The sequence below is a fragment of the Paenibacillus massiliensis 2301065 = DSM 16942 genome, from assembly GCF_000377505.1.
GTDB lineage: Bacteria > Bacillota > Bacilli > Paenibacillales > Paenibacillaceae > Paenibacillus > Paenibacillus massiliensis.
The window spans coordinates 560,069-578,463 of sequence record NZ_KB898185.1 but is presented as its reverse complement, the minus strand read 5'-3'; the positions used below and the strand labels follow the sequence as shown (position 1 = coordinate 578,463).

General features: G+C 48.1%; 16 protein-coding genes. All 16 read left to right on the top strand.

Annotation, left to right across the window (positions count from 1 at the left end; genetic code table 11):
- Window position 1: 1 nt before the first annotated feature.
- Window positions 2-421 carry a hypothetical protein gene (locus D328_RS0102560; protein ID WP_018883382.1) on the top strand — a complete coding sequence of 140 codons (420 nt, stop codon included), beginning with the start codon at window positions 2-4 and terminating at the stop codon, window positions 419-421.
- Window positions 422-436: 15 nt separating this feature from the next.
- The gene (locus D328_RS0102555) at window positions 437-1,225 is read left to right on the top strand and encodes a FliA/WhiG family RNA polymerase sigma factor (RefSeq protein WP_018883381.1); all 789 of its coding nucleotides are present in this window, start codon (window positions 437-439) and stop codon (window positions 1,223-1,225) included.
- Between the two features lie 41 nt (window positions 1,226-1,266).
- On the top strand, window positions 1,267-2,676 hold the full coding sequence (locus D328_RS0102550) for a DUF342 domain-containing protein (protein ID WP_018883380.1): 1,410 nt from the start codon (window positions 1,267-1,269) through the stop codon (window positions 2,674-2,676).
- Window positions 2,677-2,767: 91 nt separating this feature from the next.
- Window positions 2,768-3,094, top strand: a complete 327-nt coding sequence (locus D328_RS0102545) for a hypothetical protein (protein WP_018883379.1) — start codon at window positions 2,768-2,770, stop codon at window positions 3,092-3,094.
- Between the two features lie 33 nt (window positions 3,095-3,127).
- Window positions 3,128-3,706 (top strand): hypothetical protein, encoded by a 579-nt coding sequence (locus D328_RS0102540; protein WP_018883378.1) that lies wholly within the window; start codon window positions 3,128-3,130, stop codon window positions 3,704-3,706.
- Window positions 3,699-4,328, top strand: a complete 630-nt coding sequence (locus D328_RS0102535; protein ID WP_018883377.1) for an endolytic transglycosylase MltG — start codon at window positions 3,699-3,701, stop codon at window positions 4,326-4,328. Before D328_RS0102540 ends, D328_RS0102535 begins: the two co-directional genes overlap by 8 nt.
- Before the next feature lie 182 nt (window positions 4,329-4,510).
- Complete coding sequence (gene rpsB, locus D328_RS0102530; protein ID WP_018883376.1) at window positions 4,511-5,209, top strand: 30S ribosomal protein S2; 699 nt, start codon at window positions 4,511-4,513, stop codon at window positions 5,207-5,209.
- Between the two features lie 144 nt (window positions 5,210-5,353).
- Window positions 5,354-6,004: a translation elongation factor Ts gene (gene tsf / locus D328_RS0102525; RefSeq protein WP_018883375.1), complete on the top strand. Its 651-nt coding sequence runs from the start codon at window positions 5,354-5,356 to the stop codon at window positions 6,002-6,004.
- Window positions 6,005-6,291: 287 nt separating this feature from the next.
- A complete protein-coding gene (gene pyrH / locus D328_RS0102520) occupies window positions 6,292-7,020 on the top strand; it encodes a UMP kinase (protein WP_018883374.1) in 729 nt (242 codons plus the stop codon).
- A complete protein-coding gene (gene frr, locus D328_RS0102515) occupies window positions 7,020-7,574 on the top strand; it encodes a ribosome recycling factor (RefSeq protein WP_018883373.1) in 555 nt (184 codons plus the stop codon). The genes pyrH and frr overlap by 1 nt, the downstream gene beginning before the upstream one ends.
- Before the next feature lie 87 nt (window positions 7,575-7,661).
- Window positions 7,662-8,429, top strand: a complete 768-nt coding sequence (locus tag D328_RS0102510) for an isoprenyl transferase (protein WP_018883372.1) — start codon at window positions 7,662-7,664, stop codon at window positions 8,427-8,429.
- A 15-nt stretch (window positions 8,430-8,444) separates the two neighbouring features.
- Window positions 8,445-9,236, top strand: coding sequence for a phosphatidate cytidylyltransferase (locus tag D328_RS0102505; protein ID WP_018883371.1), 792 nt, complete (start codon window positions 8,445-8,447; stop codon window positions 9,234-9,236).
- 43 nt (window positions 9,237-9,279) lie between these two features.
- On the top strand, window positions 9,280-10,419 hold the full coding sequence (locus D328_RS0102500; RefSeq protein ID WP_018883370.1) for a 1-deoxy-D-xylulose-5-phosphate reductoisomerase: 1,140 nt from the start codon (window positions 9,280-9,282) through the stop codon (window positions 10,417-10,419).
- Between the two features lie 265 nt (window positions 10,420-10,684).
- A complete protein-coding gene (rseP, locus tag D328_RS0102495; RefSeq protein ID WP_018883369.1) occupies window positions 10,685-11,956 on the top strand; it encodes an RIP metalloprotease RseP in 1,272 nt (423 codons plus the stop codon).
- Window positions 11,957-12,013: 57 nt separating this feature from the next.
- A complete protein-coding gene (proS, locus tag D328_RS0102490; RefSeq protein ID WP_018883368.1) occupies window positions 12,014-13,462 on the top strand; it encodes a proline--tRNA ligase in 1,449 nt (482 codons plus the stop codon).
- A 306-nt stretch (window positions 13,463-13,768) separates the two neighbouring features.
- On the top strand, window positions 13,769-18,085 hold the full coding sequence (locus D328_RS0102485; RefSeq protein ID WP_018883367.1) for a PolC-type DNA polymerase III: 4,317 nt from the start codon (window positions 13,769-13,771) through the stop codon (window positions 18,083-18,085).
- The last annotated feature ends 310 nt before the right edge of the window (window positions 18,086-18,395 follow it).

Genomic DNA, 18,395 nt, shown 5'->3' with positions numbered 1-18,395 from the left:
TATGCTATTTGGAAGCTTGCGCATTAATCTGTGGTCTGGAATATTTGGGTTTGTGCTGACATTCTTGTTATCTACCGGCAAAAACTTGCTGGTGACGAGCTTCATACGTGGCATAATTGCTTTTGTGGTATGGTTTATCCTGGCTTATCTGGTTCGCTGGGTGATCGGGTATGTATCCAGACCAGATTTGTCGTCTGCCGGGCTGTCTAACATGAGGCAGGACGGGCAGGAGCAAGGTCTCGGCACCAATCTGGACCTGGTTACTCCTGATGAGGGGGAAGATCTGAACAACATGCTGAAGCCAAAGCCGGAGCCTGATCCGGCACAAGCAGCATTCACGCCTTTGAACCCGCCCAAGCTAGTTACAACCAAGGAACCTGAGGAATTGGCCAAGGCCGTTCGTCACCTGACAGACCAATAAGGAAGGGTGAACTCGATGAACGAGCGAAAAGCCGCTCATTTGAATTACTCAGAGCTGTGGGAGCAATGGAAAGAACATGGTGAAGTGGAAGCCAAAAAGCAGTTAATCGAGAACTATCTTCCCATCGTGGACTATGTCTCTGGCCGTCTGGCTGTGGGCTTGCCCAAAAATGTCTCCAAAGATGATCTGGCCAGCAATGGGGTAATGGGCTTGATTGATGCTATTGAAAAGTTTGACTACGAGCGAGGTTTGCAATTTGAGACCTACGCCTCCTGGCGTGTACGTGGCGCCATTCTGGACGGTCTTCGTCAGGGAGATTGGGTCCCGCGTTCGGTTAGAGAAAAAGCTAAACGGATTGAGGATGCCTATCAGCATCTGGAGCAGCGTTATCTCAGATCCGTAAGCGATGAAGAGATGAGCAATTACTTGGACATCTCGGAGAAGGAATTCAATACGATGCTGCAGGAAGTAGCGGTCATGTCCATTTGTTCTCTGGAGGACCCGATTCGGGAAGAGGAATCCGAGACTAGACTTTCTCTGTTGGTAGATGAAAAAGCGAAAAATCCGGATCATAAGGTCAATGAATTTTACTTGAAGGAAGCCTTGGTCCAAGGTATTGATAAGCTTACAGAGAAAGAACGTACGGTAGTATCCCTCTTGTACTATGAGGATTTATCCTTAAGCGAGATTGCTGAGGTAATGTCGCTCTCCCCATCCCGCATTTCCCAGCTGCATTCCAAGGCCATTCTTCGCTTACGTGCAGCCCTAGACAAACAAAAGGATCTGTTAATGAGCAAGGATTAAGGATAAATCGGAATGAACTGATGCAAAGGGGGCTAATTGCAATGGAGCAGCCACATACCTTAGAATCTGTACTTAAAATTACACAATCTGCTGATAAAAGCGCTGCATATCTTGAGTTCGTCAAGCCGGTGGAGGATTTCACTTGCTCATTGCCGGAGCTGGAGCAGTTCGTGGAACGTAATCAGATTCGCTTTGGTGTCATCGATGCAGCACTGGCTGAATTTTGTGTTAGGCCGGAGCTGTTTTTGCATACCAAGACACTGATTGCCAAAGGAAAGCAACCGGTTCACGGTGTAGATGGCTATGTCATGTATGCAGATGTTATGCTGCAGGATGATGAGCATAAGCCACTTGAGAATAACAACGGGGTAGTAGACTATAAAGAACTAACCAGGCTGAAGAATGTGCGTAAAGGTCAGTTAATCGCTGAGTTGGTAGCTCCTGAACCTGGTGTGCCTGGTATTGCGGTCACGAATGAGGAGATTCCTTATAAGGAAGGTAAACAGGCAAGATTCAAGGTTGGAAAAAACGTAGTTATTCATCCTGAAGGAATCGCCATGTATGCGGCAATTGATGGCCTGGTTACCAAAACAGACAACGATAAGATTAATGTTTTTCCGGTCTACGAAATCAATGGAGATGTTGATTACAGCATTGGCAATGTTGATTTTGTTGGTACTGTGGTCATCCGTGGAAACGTGCTGACAGGCTTTCGTGTCCGAGCAGATGGGGATATCCGTGTCATCGGAGGCGTCGAGGGGGCTGAAATTGAAGCCTCAGGCTCTGTAGAGATCAGCAGTGGCATCATCGGTTACAATAAAGGACATGTCAAGGCTGGGCAGGATGTCAAATGCTCATTTATTCAGGATGGAAACGTCATTGCAGGAGTGGATATTCTTGTATCCCAGAGCATCATGCATTCCCATGTAAGGGCCGGAAGAAACGTAACTTGTGGTGGTCCGAAGGGCCTGATTGTTGGCGGAAGTATTCAGGCGGGTGAAAGGGTAAGTGCACGCACGGTGGGGAATACAATGTCCACCTTGACTTCCATTGAAGTAGGCGTGTTGCCAGAATTGCGTAATGAATTAACAACATTGCGGGACCAGTTGAAGCTGCAACTGGCCAGCATGGACAAGACAAATAAAGCGCTTCATATTTTGGACCAATTGGCAGCAGCCGGTCAATTGACGCCTGATAAGCTGGCGATGCGAGTAAAGCTCTCAGCTACTCAGAAATCCAGCGAGCGTGAAGTTAGTGAAATCAAGGTTCGCATTTTTGAAATTGAGAAAATGCTGGAGGATACCACCATGGCAAAGGTAGAGGTTAAGAATGTCATTTATGGTGGCTCTAAAATAGTTATCGGCAGATACACGAAATATATTAAAGATCCGGTATCAAGAATGTCATTTTATTATTTTGACGGAGATATCACTATGTCAGCTTTGGCGTAATAGCTTGTTCAGTTGAACTGATCGTTTTGCAGACATCACGTGTGATGCTTGAGTCGACTTTGCAAAATGCAAACCAGTGAAGGGTGTGGTGATGATGAGTTTGAAAGCCGTTGAATTGCAGATAGCCGTGCCTCGTACAAGTGAAGCAGGGAAGTATCAAAGCGAATATCGGCATAGAGCTATGAATGAACAATCACATCTTGGAGAACAGGCAATAAAAGATGCCGATGCCGAGCGGAACAAGCCGGTCAACGTCTCGGAATCCTCGGAGGCCTTCGTGAAGCTGAAGGATCAAGAGGACGGACAACAGCAGTCGCAACGACATCGGGATCAGAAGACTCGCACTCAGACCGAGTCAGCAGAAGAGCCCAAGGCAGAGCATCCGTACAAAGGACACCATCTGGACCTGTCGCTATAGCAGAAAATCATCATAAGAAGGAGAAGATGGGTTGTGGAGCCATGGATCATGATTGCCCTGCTGGGGCTGGCGCTCATGCTATATGCCTGGATGCTGCCAAAGAATCAGAATGCACAAGCCTCGGACGAAAAGGTCCTGAGTAATGTAGAGGCTACGCTTGAGCAATACATGGCTGACATTGAGCATGGTAACGATGAGCTCATTGAGATCGTAACTCAGATCAAGAGTGAGCATGCAGCGAAGAATGCTGCCTTGCAAGAACAGGTTGTCGAGTTGAGGCAGCGCGTAATGGATCTGGAACGGACAGGTAGCGAGCCCGTTGAATTGTCGAAGCAAGCTGCAGATTTCATCCAGTTCCAGGAGAGGCAAGCTGCGAATTTGGTCGTAGCTGAACAAGAAGCCGCGATTACGGAGGAAGCAGTGCTTCAGGCAGAAGAGTCGGAGGTGGCTGTTCCAGAGACAAGGCCAAGCATACGGGATCGTTATCCCGAATTGTTTGCTTTATACGGGCAAGGAAAGTCTGTCGATTTCATCGTGAAGCAGACAGGAATTCAGCGCGGAGAGGTCCAGTTGATTTTACAGCTTGCCGAGCAGGAGGACCAGCATGATTAAAAAACGTTTATTTATTTTTGGCCTTGGTACAGGCTTGATCGCTGGCGCTCTGTTGCTGCAGCTAGCCCTTATTGGTCAGGCACAGAGCGTGTCCTCCATGAATACGCAAGAGCTGACACGCGAGCAACTGGAGGAAGCTGCTGCGAGACTGGATCTGAAGGTGATTGAAAGCTCTGAGGAGCTTATGACAGAGGATGAGTGGCGTGAAAAGGTCATTGAGCAAGGCAACAAAACGCCTGCTGATCCGACAGCTCCAGACACGGCAAATCCCTCTCAGGAGCCATCAACCCCTTCGGAACCACAAAGCTCTGCTCCCCAGGAGACGAATAAGCAGCAGACAGCAGCAGTGAAGGCAGTGGATACACCTAAGGAGGCAGTGGCACCGCAGCAGGCAAAGGCCGCGAAGCAACTTGTCACCTTTCGGATTGCTCCAGGCAAGAATCTGACCGCAGTAGCAGAGGAGCTGGAGAAGTCAGGGGTTGTGCAAAGTGCCAGTGACTTCATGGAGGCAGCTAATGCCAAGAAAATAAACCGCAAAATTCGCTCTGGCACCTATACGCTTGAAAAAGGTGAGAGCCTGAATTCCATCATTACCAAATTCACGACCGTCCCTTCCCGATAAGACTATCGGACAGGGGACGGTTTTGTTGTTGCAAGGAGCTTTGTGTTATGGTATATTAAATGACGGTGTTAAAAACACACGTCGATTAATTTTGCAAAGGGGTGCTTCTGTAAGGAAGTCTTTGTGGAAAATGATGTCGACGGAGGATACACTAAAAAACCAAATTTAGGAGGTGCGTGAAGATGGCAGTAATCTCCATGAAACAGCTTCTGGAAGCTGGGGTTCATTTCGGACACCAAACTCGTCGCTGGAACCCAAAAATGGATCGTTATATCTTCACTGAAAGAAACGGTATTTACATCATTGACTTGCAAAAGACAGTGAAAAAGGTAGAGGAAGCTTACAACTTCGTTAAAAGCATCGCAGCTGATAACGGCACAATCCTGTTTGTAGGAACTAAGAAACAAGCACAGGATTCTGTAAAAGAAGAAGCTACTCGTGCTGGTCAATTCTACATCAACCAACGTTGGTTGGGTGGAACATTGACTAACTTCCAAACTATTCAAAAACGTATTGATCGCCTGAAACAACTGGAAACTTGGGAAGAGGACGGCACATTCGAAGTTCTTCCTAAGAAAGAAGTCATCCTTCTCCGCAAAGAGAAAGATCGTCTTGAGAAATTCCTGGGCGGTATCAAAAACATGAAGGGTCTGCCAAGTGCCCTGTTCATCATCGATCCTCGTAAAGAGCGCATCGCTGTTGCAGAAGCACGCAAATTGGGTATCCCAATTGTTGGTATCGTTGATACTAACTGTGATCCGGACGAAATCGACTACGTTATCCCTGGTAACGACGATGCAATCCGTGCAGTTAAATTGCTGACTGGCAAAATGGCTGACGCTGTTATGGAAGCAAACCAAGGCGAAGAGACAACTGCTTAATTAGCCCTGGATTGCTAATACACATGAATTAAATGAAAAGGGTGGTTGGTAGGTGGAAGCCTTTCACTACCCTTTTTTTAAGGAATAAATTCAGCCTTGCGTTAAAGCAAAAGGAATTAAATTCAATTTTGGAGGGAATTAAATATGGCAGTTAATGCTAGCGCAGTAAAAGAACTTCGTGAAAAAACGGGCGCAGGAATGCTCGATTGCAAAAAAGCACTTGAAGAAACAAACGGTGATTTGACGAAAGCAATCGAATTCCTGCGTGAAAAAGGTCTGGCAGCAGCAGCGAACAAAGCTGGCCGTATCGCAACTGAAGGTGTAGTTGAATCTTACATCCACGCTGGCGGTAGAATTGGTGTGCTGGTAGAAATCAACTGTGAGACTGACTTCGTAGCGAAGACAGACCAATTCAGAGAGTTCGTGCGCGACATCGCGATGCATATCGCAGCTTCCAACCCTCGCTTTGTACGTCGTGAAGAAGTATCCGCAGAAGAGCTTGAGAAAGAGAAGGAAATTCTGAAAGCTCAAGCGCTGAACGAAGGTAAGCCAGCTAACATCGTTGAGAAAATGGTGGAAGGCCGCATCAGCAAGTACTATGAAGAGTTCTGCTTGATGGAGCAATCCTTTGTTAAAGATCCAGACAAGACAATCGCTACACTGCTGAACGAAAAAATCAGCACGATTGGTGAGAACATCTCCATTCGTCGTTTTGTTCGTTACGAGCTGGGCGAAGGTCTGGAGAAGAAAGAAGACAACTTCTACGAAGAAGTTATGTCTCAAGTTAAGCAATAATGATAGCCCCTCGGGGTCTATAGTACATTAGACACAGAATTGGAACACGGCAACAGCAGTGTTCCTTTTCTTTAGATTATAGAATGAATAAGATTTCAGCCGAACTGAAATGCTTCTATAATCGCAAGGAAAACAACTACTATATGTGGTCTGTCTTACAGCTCCTTGACAGCATAAGCTTCCTGCGGGCACGATCCTTCGGTCCCCGGACGGGGCCAGGCTCCGTCAGGAGCTTTTGTTTCGTCAGGCGCATTAACAAATATGGAATATCAATGGAGGTTGAACATTTGGAAAGTCCAGTATTTAAACGTGTTGTCCTGAAGGTTAGTGGTGAATCATTATCGGGTCCAAATGGATACGGAATTGATGCCGATACGATTGCGTCGATTGCCCAACAGGTTAAAGATGTAGTAGAGTTGGGTGTAGAGGTAGCGATTGTGTGCGGAGGCGGGAATATTTGGCGGGGGATTGCTGGCAGCGCCAACGGTATTGACCGTGCAACGGCTGATTATATGGGCATGCTGGCCACCGTCATGAACTCACTGGCATTGCAGGATGCCCTGGAGCAGATTGACGTTCCTACTCGCGTACAGACCTCCATTGCCATGCAACAAATTGCTGAGCCATACATACGGCGCAGAGCGATTCGCCATTTGGAGAAGGGCAGAGTAGTTATTTTTGCGGCAGGTACAGGTAACCCATTCTTCTCTACAGATACGACAGCAGCTCTTCGTGCGGCTGAAATTGAAGCTGAAGTCATTCTGATGGCCAAGAACAAAGTGGACGGAGTATACTCAGCAGATCCATTCAAGGATAGCACTGCTAAGAAGTATGAGCAGCTGACCTACCTGGATGTTCTGAACAAGAATCTGGGCGTAATGGACTCTACAGCTTCATCCCTCTGCATGGATAATAATATCCCGTTGATCGTGTTCGCGATCACGGAGCAAGGCAACATCAAACGTGTTGTGCTTGGCGAGAAAATCGGTACAATTGTAAAAGGGAGTGTAGACTAATGCCACAAGCGATTAAAAAGAACGCAGAGGAGCGTATGGATAAAGCGATCCAGGCACTCAAACGGGACCTGGCAACACTGCGTGCAGGTCGAGCGACCCCTAGTCTTCTCGATCGGATTCAGGTAGAATATTATGGAGCGCCGACACCGGTGAACCAGTTGGCGAACATTAACACGCCAGATTCTCGTACACTCATGATTCAGCCTTGGGATAAGTCCTCGTTGGCTGACATCGAGCGTGCTATTCAGAAATCGGATCTTGGTCTGACTCCGTCAAATGACGGTAACCAGATTCGTCTGAGCATCCCGGCGTTAACGGAAGAGCGCCGTGTGGAGCTCGTGAAGATGACAAAGAAGTTCGGTGAAGAAGCCAAAGTTGCCGTGCGTAATATTCGTCGTGATGCTAATGATGATATCAAAAAGCTGGAGAAGACAGATATTTCTGAGGACGAGTCTCGTCGCCATCAGGATGATATTCAGAAAGCGACAGATAAATTCATTGCAGAGGTAGATAAAGTACTCGCTGCGAAAGAAAAAGAAATCATGGAAGTATAAGTGAGAGACCTCGGACCCCTCCGTCAAGGTGGGGTTTGTCTCTTTCTGGGCCATGATTCATTTCGGGGAGAATGTTGGAGGATTAGCATGATCAAACGGGTTCGGTCCTGGTGGAGCGGGGGACATAAAGAGCAGACACCGACCATTTCAAACGATAATATTCCGCAGCATGTTGCCATAATCATGGATGGGAACGGCAGATGGGCTAAGAGGATCGGCATGCCGCGCACAGTAGGACACCAGAACGGTATGAAAGCTGTAAAGCGTGCGACAATCGCCGCAAGTGATCTCGGTATCCGGTATTTGACGATGTATGCCTTCTCAACTGAGAACTGGACGCGGCCCAAAGAAGAAGTCGATTTTCTGATGCGGCTTCCACAGGAATTTCTAGCGATTGAGCTGGATGAACTGATCGAAAATAATGTTCAAGTACGTATGATGGGGCATGAGGAGTATTTGCCCTCGTATGCACGGGAACCATTATTGGAGGCGATCCGGCGGACGGAGCATAATACAGGACTTGTGCTTAATTTTGCCCTGAATTATGGGAGTCGTATGGAAATAACGGAATGCATGAAAACGCTCGGACGTGAGGTTGAAGCGGGCCGTCTGAAGGCTGAGGATATTACGTCAGAATTGATCGATCAATCCTTGCTTACGAATGGAATGCCTGATCCGGATCTGCTGATCCGTACAAGTGGGGAGCTCAGACTGAGCAACTTTATGCTCTGGCAGCTGGCGTACAGTGAGCTTTGGTTCACAGATATCTATTGGCCCGATTTTACCAAGGAGCATTTATACGAAGCAGTGGCTGAGTATCAACGCAGGACACGGAGATACGGCGGCCTGAAGTAATGGAGGTTGAAGCCGTTGAAGCAGCGATTGCTGACAGGCATTATAGCAGGTGCCCTGTTTTTTATGATGGTCTATCTGGGAGGGCTACCTTATCATATCCTGATTCTTGCTATGGCCTTGATTGGCATACATGAATTCATTCGAATGATCAAGGTCTCTTCCTTTAGCATAGAAGCTCTTCTGAGCTATGTAGGAGTTCTGCTATTGGTATTTCCATATGAGCCTCTACATGTACAGCCACCTCTGGAATTGTCCAGTATGCTGTGGATATGGTTGACTTTATTTCTGGTTGTTACGGTACTGTCCAAAAATAGGGTAAACATCAATACAGCAGCACTACTGTTTCTGGGAACTGTTTACGTGGGGGTTGGATTTTCTGCGATTGCGGATTCAAGACATATGGCATATGGACTATTTTGGACTATATTGCTGTTGGCCAGTATATGGTCCAGTGATGCAGGAGCTTATTTTGCAGGAAAGGCGTTCGGTCGTACGAAGCTGTGGCCTTCCATCAGTCCGAATAAGACAATTGAGGGCTCTGTAGGTGGGATTATACTTGCTGTTGTCGTAGCTGTAGTATTTTCCTGGTTCTCGGGTGGGCTTCTTACAGTGGGACATGCGATTGTCATTGGGCTGGCCTGCTCCCTCGTTGGACAATTAGGAGATTTAATTCAGTCTGCTTACAAACGGTCCTATGATATCAAGGATTCAGGTCGATTACTGCCGGGTCATGGCGGTATTCTGGACCGTTGTGATAGCTGGATTGTAGTATTTCCTTTCATACATATGTTTCTGCTCCCTTTTTGAGAGATGCAGGAAGGTTTATGAGTTATCGTGAGGAAGGTGCATGATGAAGAGGATTTCATTACTTGGTTCCACGGGCTCCATTGGTACACAGACGTTGGATGTAGTGGCTATGCATCCCGAAGCCTATCAGATTGAAGGTCTGGCAGCTGGCCAGAATGTAGAGCTGTTGCTGGAGCAGGCGCTGCGCTTCCGACCCAAAAAAGTATCCGTCGCTACGCAGAAGCTAGCCGAACAAGTGAGACAGCAGCTTCCAGAAGACATAGCCGTCTACTGGGGAGACGAGGGGCTAGTAGAGGTAGCTGCGGGAACCGATGCTGAGCTCGTCGTAACCGCGGTGATGGGAAGCGTGGGCCTGCGCTCCACACTCGCAGCGATTGAGGCAGGCAAGCACATCGGACTAGCCAACAAGGAGACGTTGGTGACTGCCGGACACATTGTTACGGAGCGAGCACGCCAGAAAGGTGTAGCTTTATTGCCTGTTGATAGTGAGCATTCGGCGATTTTTCAATGCTTGAATGGTGAGGATCCGAATCGAGTATCGCACATTACGTTGACTGCTTCGGGGGGATCCTTTCGCCATCTCACTCGCGCCGAGCTGGAGCATGTGAGCGTGGAGGATGCGCTCAAGCATCCGAACTGGTCCATGGGAGCGAAGATAACGATTGATTCAGCTACCATGGTGAACAAAGGCCTTGAGGTCATTGAGGCCCATTGGCTGTTCGGAATCGACTATGATCGCATTCATGTGCTGCTTCATCCAGAGAGTATTATCCATTCCTACGTAGAATTCGTTGATACTAGCATGATTGCTCAGCTAGGGAATCCAGATATGCGTGTCCCGATCCAATATGCACTGACCTATCCTGACCGGATGCCTTCTCCGGCCAAGCCACTGTCGCTTGCTCAGGTAGGGAAGTTGCATTTTAGCGAGATGGATTATGAGCGTTATCCGGCATTACGCTTGGCTTTTGAATGCGGTAAGGCTGGTGGCACGGCGGCCACAGCATTTAATGCAGCCAATGAAGTGGCGGTGGCCCGCTTCTTGAAGGGAGAGATTCCTTTCCTCCGGATCGAAGAGATTATTGAGCGAATCGTCAGCCAGCATCAGCCGGTGAGCCAGCCTGACCTGGAAGCTATTGAATGGGCGGATCAGGAAGCTCGCAAGGCTGCGTCAGTGCTATAGGCCTATAGCCACGCTAGTAAGCCAATGAGCACCTCAGAGATATGAACGAGCTGCGTTAGAACGATTAACACGAGACTGTATAGGCTATGATTCATGGCTGATCTGCAGTCTCGTTTTTTTAAGCTTATAGCGTGATTTTCGTAGAGTAGATTGAGAATTCGTTGAGAGTATGAACCATTTGCCAACCATCAAAAACTCTTGGTATTATAAAAGAATAATGTTATCCTAGAACATGCATATTATAGTATAAGGAGGTGTCGACCAGTTGGAGACTATTAAGATCGTGATCTATATTTTCTTCATGTTTTTTCTAGTTGTTGCGGTACATGAATGGGGTCATTACTACTTTGCAAAGCGTGCTGGCATTTTGGTCCGTGAGTTTGCTATTGGCTTTGGGCCCAAGATGTTTTCATATAAGAAGAATGAAACTCAGTTCACTTTTCGCCTGTTACCGTTTGGTGGCTTCGCTAGAATGGCCGGGGAAGACCCGGATTTGATTCAGATCGAGCCCGGTCAGACCATTAATGTTAGACTGACTGACGGATTGGTTAAGAGAATGTTCACTGACGATCTGGACAAGCAGAAGAATGTCATCCAAGGTGAGGTACAGCATATCGATCTGGAGGATGCACTCACGATTACACTGCTCGCAGACGGTGAAACGATGACCTATTCAGTCCACCCCCAGGCTATCATTGTGAGCAAAGGCCGTGAGATACAGATTGCTCCGAGAGATCGGCAGTACGGCAGTAAGACGGTCGGACAGCGTGCCTTGGCTATTTTTGCTGGACCTTTGATGAATTTTGTGTTGGCCTTTTTTTTATTTGCTATCTACATTCAGGTCAACGGTGTTCAAATTGATAACCCAACCTACATAAAAATAGGAGAAATCACTGCAGGCTCACCAGCCGAGCAGGCTGGATTGCAGAAGGGTGATATCATCAATGAGATCAATGGTACCCCTGTTGGAGCGGACCAGCAAAAAGCCATTGAACTGATCTCTGGTTCACAGGATGTGCCAATGAGCTGGCAGATTAAGCGTGAGGATAAGCCGATGGATATCACTGTAGTTCCGAGAGCGATGCCTGGCCAGGAAGGCGGCAAGGTGGGGATTAGTCTGGAACTGCCGACTCGGAGCGCCGGGATTGGTGAGACATTGAAGCTGTCTGGACAGTACACAGTAGATACATCCATGCTAATCTTCCGCGGATTGCAGCAGCTCGTTCAGAATTTTGCACTTGATGACATTGGTGGCCCCGTCAGAACAATTGAGGTTACAGGCCAGGTGGCAAAGTCAGGACTCGTGCAGATGATGTATTGGACAGCTATGATCAGCATTAATCTCGGTATCTTCAACCTGCTGCCAATTCCAGCGCTTGATGGTAGCAGACTGATCTTCCTCGGGATTGAAGCCGTTCGTGGCAAGCCTATTGATCCTAGCCGTGAGGGCATGGTGCATTTCGTTGGATTTGCGATGCTGTTCCTGCTTATGCTTGCGGTAACTTATAACGATATATTACGCTTGATCAGCGGTTAATTAATGGTCGTATGCAGGCTAGAATGCTTGTAGACGGTACGGGAGGACGCTTTTCTAATGTCAAAAGATAAACAGTTTGTATCCGAAATAACACCACAGGGAGAAGACTTCTCCCGCTGGTACATTGATGTCATCAAAAAAGCTGAACTAATGGATTATTCCCCAGTTCGTGGCTGTATTGTGTTCCGTCCAGACGGATTCGAGATTTGGGAGCATATCAAGGATGCGATGGACGAGCGTTTTAAGGCAACAGGTCATCGTAATGCTTATTTCCCAATGTTCATTCCAGAGAGCTTCTTCCAGAAAGAAAAGGAGCACGTGGAAGGCTTCAATCCAGAGCTGCCATGGGTAACTGAGGCAGGCGGAGAGAAGCTCGAAGAGCGACTTGCCATTCGTCCTACCTCAGAGACGATGATCGGTCACATGTATTCCAAGTGGATTCAGTCATACCGTGACCTGCCAGTACTCATTAACCAATGGGCAAACGTAGTTCGATGGGAGAAGAGAACACTTCCATTCTTGCGCACGAGCGAATTTTTGTGGCAAGAAGGTCACACCGCTCATGAGAATGAAGAGGAAGCTCGCGAAGAGACCATGAAGATGCTGGAGGTCTATCGCGAAGTGATTGAGGAAGTACTTGCGATCCCTGTTATTACAGGGCAGAAGACTCCTTCTGAGCGATTTGCTGGTGCTGTGGATACCTTCTCGTTGGAAGCGATGATGAGAGACGGACGCGCAGTACAAGCGGGAACCTCCCACTATCTCGGAACAAAATTTGCGGTAGCGTTCGATATCAAGTATTTGAGCCGGGACAATAATCTGGAGTATGCGCATACGACGTCCTGGGGAACAAGCACACGTCTTATTGGCTCCATGATTATGGTGCATGGTGACGACCGTGGTCTAGCTCTTCCACCGAAGGTAGCTCCTACGCAGGTCGTGATGATTCCAATCGGCCCACCAAAGACACGGGATGCTGTCCTCGCGCGTACCGATGAGCTGTTCGCAGATTTGAAGAAGGCTGGCATTCGGGTTAAGGTTGACGATCGGTCAGATGTCAGCCCAGGCTGGAAATTTAACGAATATGAAATGCGCGGAGTTCCTGTACGTCTCGAGCTTGGACCACGTGACATGGAGAATGGCGTCTGTGTGCTCGTATCCCGCATCAGCGGAGAGAAGAAGGTCATTGAGCAAGCAAGGCTGGTCGAGGAAGTTCAAGCTATGCTGGAGCAAGTGCAGCGTGAGATGTATGAGCGGGCCAAAGGTTTCATGAATGAGCATTTCTATGACGTTGACACATTGGATGAAATGAAAGCCTTAATGGAAGAAAAACGTGGCTTCACATTGGCAGGTTGGTGTGGTTCTGAGACTTGTGAGGACCAAGTGAAGGAAGTTACGGGAGCAACTAGCCGTAATATTCCATTCAAGCCTGCAGTGGTGAAGGAGACATGTCTGTGCTGTGGCAAGCCTGCGGCACATACTGTGGTGTTCGCTAGAGCCTATTAATAGCTCGACGCAGCAATTACTTTGTGGGGATATGTATGTGTTAAGGTGAATGATATTCACCACCACCGTATTCGGCACGGTATGAATAGAGTATATAAGAAGCTTCTGTTGCAGAGCAGTGACGCACAGAAGCTTTTTACATGGGCGTTCATACAAGCGCCGTTATGTATAGGCGTCGTATGTATAAGCATCCTTTTCGTATAGTTCCTTAATAAGAGGATAGTATTGTTCAATCAACTAATTCTGATATCCTGATATAATGATGTGAGAGAACAGGAGAATTTCAAAGTTCCAGGAGGGGAAAGCATGAGCGGAACTGACGATAAGAGACATAGGCTGGAATTATTGATGAAGCAGGCTGAGATGCCGGCGGCTGTCGTTGATCCCTATTTTCTGGATGGACGAATTGAGCGGGTAGAGATCAGCAAGGCTAATAAAGAATGGCATATTATTCTGCACAAGGAGACGCTTGTACCTGCCCAGGTATATCGAACCTTCTGTCTGCGGATTCAAGAGAAGCTGCAGCATATCGCGAAGATCACCTTCGGGTTCCAGTATGCAGAGGCTGTGGAGCATGAAGCAATCGTTAAAGAGTACTGGAGATTGTTTCTGGAGTGGGTGCATAGAGAGATTCCTTCTGTGAATGGGTGGCTAACGAGAGCAGGGCAGGAATGGGAAGAGGGGCTGTTGACCTTGAACATGACAGACGCCATGTCACTGGAGCTTGCCCGCAAGAAGCAGATTGATCAGGCGATCATCCGTTTCTACAATCAGTATTTCCATGTTCCGCTTCGTATTAAAATCCAGGCGGGAGAAACAGATCAGGCAGCCTTGGAAGAATTCCAGCAGAAGAAGCTTGAAGAGGAACGGGAAGTCATCCAGGCCATGATGGAGAGCATTGAGTCGGAAATGCCACCGGCAGATGAGGACGAAGGCGATGTTCGACTTCAGTTCGGCTATGATATCAAGGAGCCAGCTGTTCCAATGCAAGAGATTCAGGATGAGGAGAAGAAGGTGACCCTGCAGGGGACGATCTTCGGTCTGGATCGCAAAGAACTAAGAAACGGCAGTACGTTGTTCACCTTCTACCTGACTGACTTTACTGACTCTTTACAGATGAAAATGTTCGCCAAGACCAAGGAGGACCTTAAGATCCTTAGCCTGCTGGCCAACGGTAAATGGGTCAAGGTACGCGGACGTGTCGAATATGACCGATTCATGCAGGTACCGGAGCTCGCGATGATTCCTTCTGATCTGGTTGAGGTTCAGGCTCCGCCTTCGCGCAAGGACAACGCTCCCGTGAAGCGAGTCGAATTCCATCTCCATACGAAGATGAGCACGATGGATGCGGTAACCTCGATAGATACGTATGTGAAGACTGCAGCCAAATGGGGGCATAAGGCGATTGCCGTGACCGATCATGGTGGTGTGCAGTGTTATCCAGAAGCTGCGAAGGCAGCCAAAAAGAATGATATAAAAATGATATACGGAGTAGAGGCCAATGTCGTCAATGATGCGGTAGAGGTCGTCATGCAGGCCGTACCACTGGAGCTGAAGACGGCTACCTTTGTCGTATTTGATATCGAGACGACGGGATTATCCGTAACCCAGAACAAGATTATTGAGATTGCTGCTGTCAAAATGCAGGAGGGTAAGGAAATTGACCGTTATGCTACCTTCGTCAATCCGCATGAACGAATTCCCTACAATATTCAGCAGCTGACCAATATCAATGATGAGATGGTGAAGGATGCTCCGGATGTCGAGCCTGTTATGAGAGAATTTGTCGAATTCGTGGGGGATGGAGTGCTTGTTGCTCATAATGCCCGCTTTGATATCGGCTTTATCCAGGCTACCCTGAAGCAGATGGGGTTACCGGAGCTGCAAAACCCGGTGCTGGATACTTTGGAGCTGGCACGGATGCTCTTTCCAACGATGAAGAATCACAGGCTGAACACTTTATCAGATAAATATAAAGTAGCGCTGGAGAGTCACCACCGGGCCATTGATGATACGCTTGCACTCGGCGGAGTATTGAATGGACTCCTGAATGATGCGGCGCAATTGAAGGGAATGACCATGCTGGACAGACTGAACGACTATGTCGGTAAGGATCTGTCTACAGCACGTCCGTTCCACTGCTGCATCTATGCGCTCAATCCTGTCGGGAAGAAAAACCTGTACAAGCTGGTCTCCATGTCTCACACAGAATACTTCAAGCGCGTGCCGTGTATTCCCAAGTCCAAGCTGACAGAGATGCGAGAGGGTCTTCTTATCATCTCAGGCTGTGAGAAGGGTGAATTCTTCGAGGCGGTGCTGAACAAGTCGGTGGAAGAGGCTGAGGAGGTAGCGGCCTTCTATGATGTGCTGGAGATTCAACCTCTTACGATGTACATGCACTTGGTGGAGAAGCAGCTGGTGAGTGATCCCGAAGCGCTGAAAATAGCTATTCGCAAAGTCTGTGATATCGGAGATCGACTAGGCAAGCCAGTCATTGCTACCGGCAATGTACATTACCTGGAGACAAGAGATAAGCTGTACCGGGATATTACCATTCATGGGATCACGGGCTTCAGTCCACTGAAAGGAATGCGCAAGCCAGATGCTCATCTGCGGACCACCGAAGAAATGCTGGCAGAGTTTGAGTTTTTGGGGGAAGAGAAGGCGTTCGAAGTCGTTGTTACCAACACAAATGATCTCGCGGATCGCTTTGAATCGCTGAAGCTGTTCCCGGATGAGCTGTTCACTCCAGTTCTGGAGGGAGCAGATGAGGAAATTCGAAATACTTGCTATGAAACAGCCAAGTCCATATATGGAGAGGATCTGCCTGAAGTAGTAGTGGCTCGTCTGGAGAAGGAGCTGGAGCCAATTATCAAATACGGCTTCTCTGCCAACTATCTTATTTCTGAGCGTCTCGTTAAGAAATCGAATCAGGATGGATATCTGGTAGGCTCACGGGGCTCAGTTGGTTCCTCTGTCGTTGCGACCTTCCTCGGTATTTCGGAGGTTAACCCGCTTCCTGCGCATTATATCTGTGTCAATTCGGAATGTAAATACAGTGAGTGGTTCCTCGACGGAAGTATTCCGAGCGGCTTCGATCTCCCGGACAAGGATTGCCCGCACTGTGGAGGTAAACTGAAGGGAGAAGGGCAGGATATTCCGTTTGAGACCTTCCTGGGCTTCAAGGGGGACAAGGTTCCCGATATCGACTTGAACTTCTCCGGTGAGTATCAGCCGACAGCTCACAACTATACGAAGGAGCTGTTCGGGGAAAAAAGTGTATTTCGGGCAGGAACGATCGGTACGGTAGCGGAGAAGACTGCCTTCGGCTTCGCCAAGAAATACGAAGAAGAGCATAACCAAAGATGGCGCGGGGCCGAGCTGAACCGTCTTGCTTCTGGCTGTACAGGGGTTAAGCGGAGTACCGGGCAGCATCCGGGCGGGATTGTGGTTGTTCCTGACTATATGGAAGTTGAGGACATTACTCCGGTTCAATTCCCGGCCGATGATACGAATGCTGAATGGAAGACGACACACTTTGATTATCACGCTTTCGATGCGAACCTGCTGAAGCTCGATATTCTGGGCCACGATGATCCGACCATGATGAGAATGCTGCAAGATCTGACGGGTGTTGATCCGACTAGCATTCCGATGAATGATCCAAAGGTCATGAGCATGTTCAACTCCACAGAGGCGCTGGGTGTTTCTTCCGAACAGATTCGAACCCCAGTGGCCACATACGGGGTACCGGAGATGGGAACAAAGTTCGTAAGGCAGATGCTTGTGGAATCACAGCCGTCATCCTTTGCGGATTTGCTGCAGATTTCGGGATTGTCTCACGGTACGGGCGTATGGCTGGGAAATGCGCAGGATCTGATCAAAAATGGAACCTGTAACATCAAAACAGTAATCGGATGTCGTGACGATATCATGCTGTTCCTGATCTATAAAGCGGGCATGGATGCCAGCCTTGCCTTCAAAATTACCGAAAGTGTTCGTAAGGGTAAGGGGCTGCCGCCAGAGTGGATCGAGGAGATGAAGAAATGCAAGGTACCACAATGGTACATTGATTCCTGCTTGAAAATCCAGTACATGTTCCCTAAGGCGCACGCCGCGGCTTATGTTATCTCTGCCGTACGTACAGCCTTCTTCAAGCTATATCACCCGATCGAATATTATGCGACATATTTCTCTGTTCGTGCTGCAGATTTCGATATTGAGCTTTGCTGTCAGGGCTATGAGGCCATCTATCGTAAAATTGTGGAGATTGAACAGCTAGGCTTCCAGGCGCCGCCGAAGGAGAAAAACATGCTGCCAATACTAGAGATGGCACTCGAAATGACTGCCCGCGGCTTCAGCTTCAAGACGATTGATCTGTACCGTTCCGAGGCGACGCGCTTTAAGGTAGATGGCGATGCATTGATTCCTCCATTCGGTGCCTTACAGGGGATTGGTGAGAATGCCGCACGTAACATTGCCGCAGCTCGCGAGCAGGGAGAATTCTTGTCCGTTGAGGACTTCCAGCAGAAATCCAAGGCAAGTAAGACGATTATTGAATTGCTGTCGCAAATGGGCTGCTTCCGTGGACTCCCAGAAAGCAATCAATTGTCACTGTTCTAGCAGTCAATGCGTTGCTGCGGGATACGGATTCAGTCAAGTCCCGGCACTTGTCACTTACATTATGGTATGGTATAATTTTTTTGGTAATTACGGATATAGGCTCGTTGCTAAAAGAGTGGGGAAACCCACTCTTTCATATTTGCTACAGATGAAATTCGCCCGAAATTGATGATTTTCTCATGTCCTATGCGCTGTAACTAACGAAAGCTGCCCGACAAGTAATCTGATCTACTTGGATTGCTTCTCTGGATAACTTCATATATTACGCCATAAAAAGGCAGCCCGTTGGCTGTAAACGCCGACAACATCA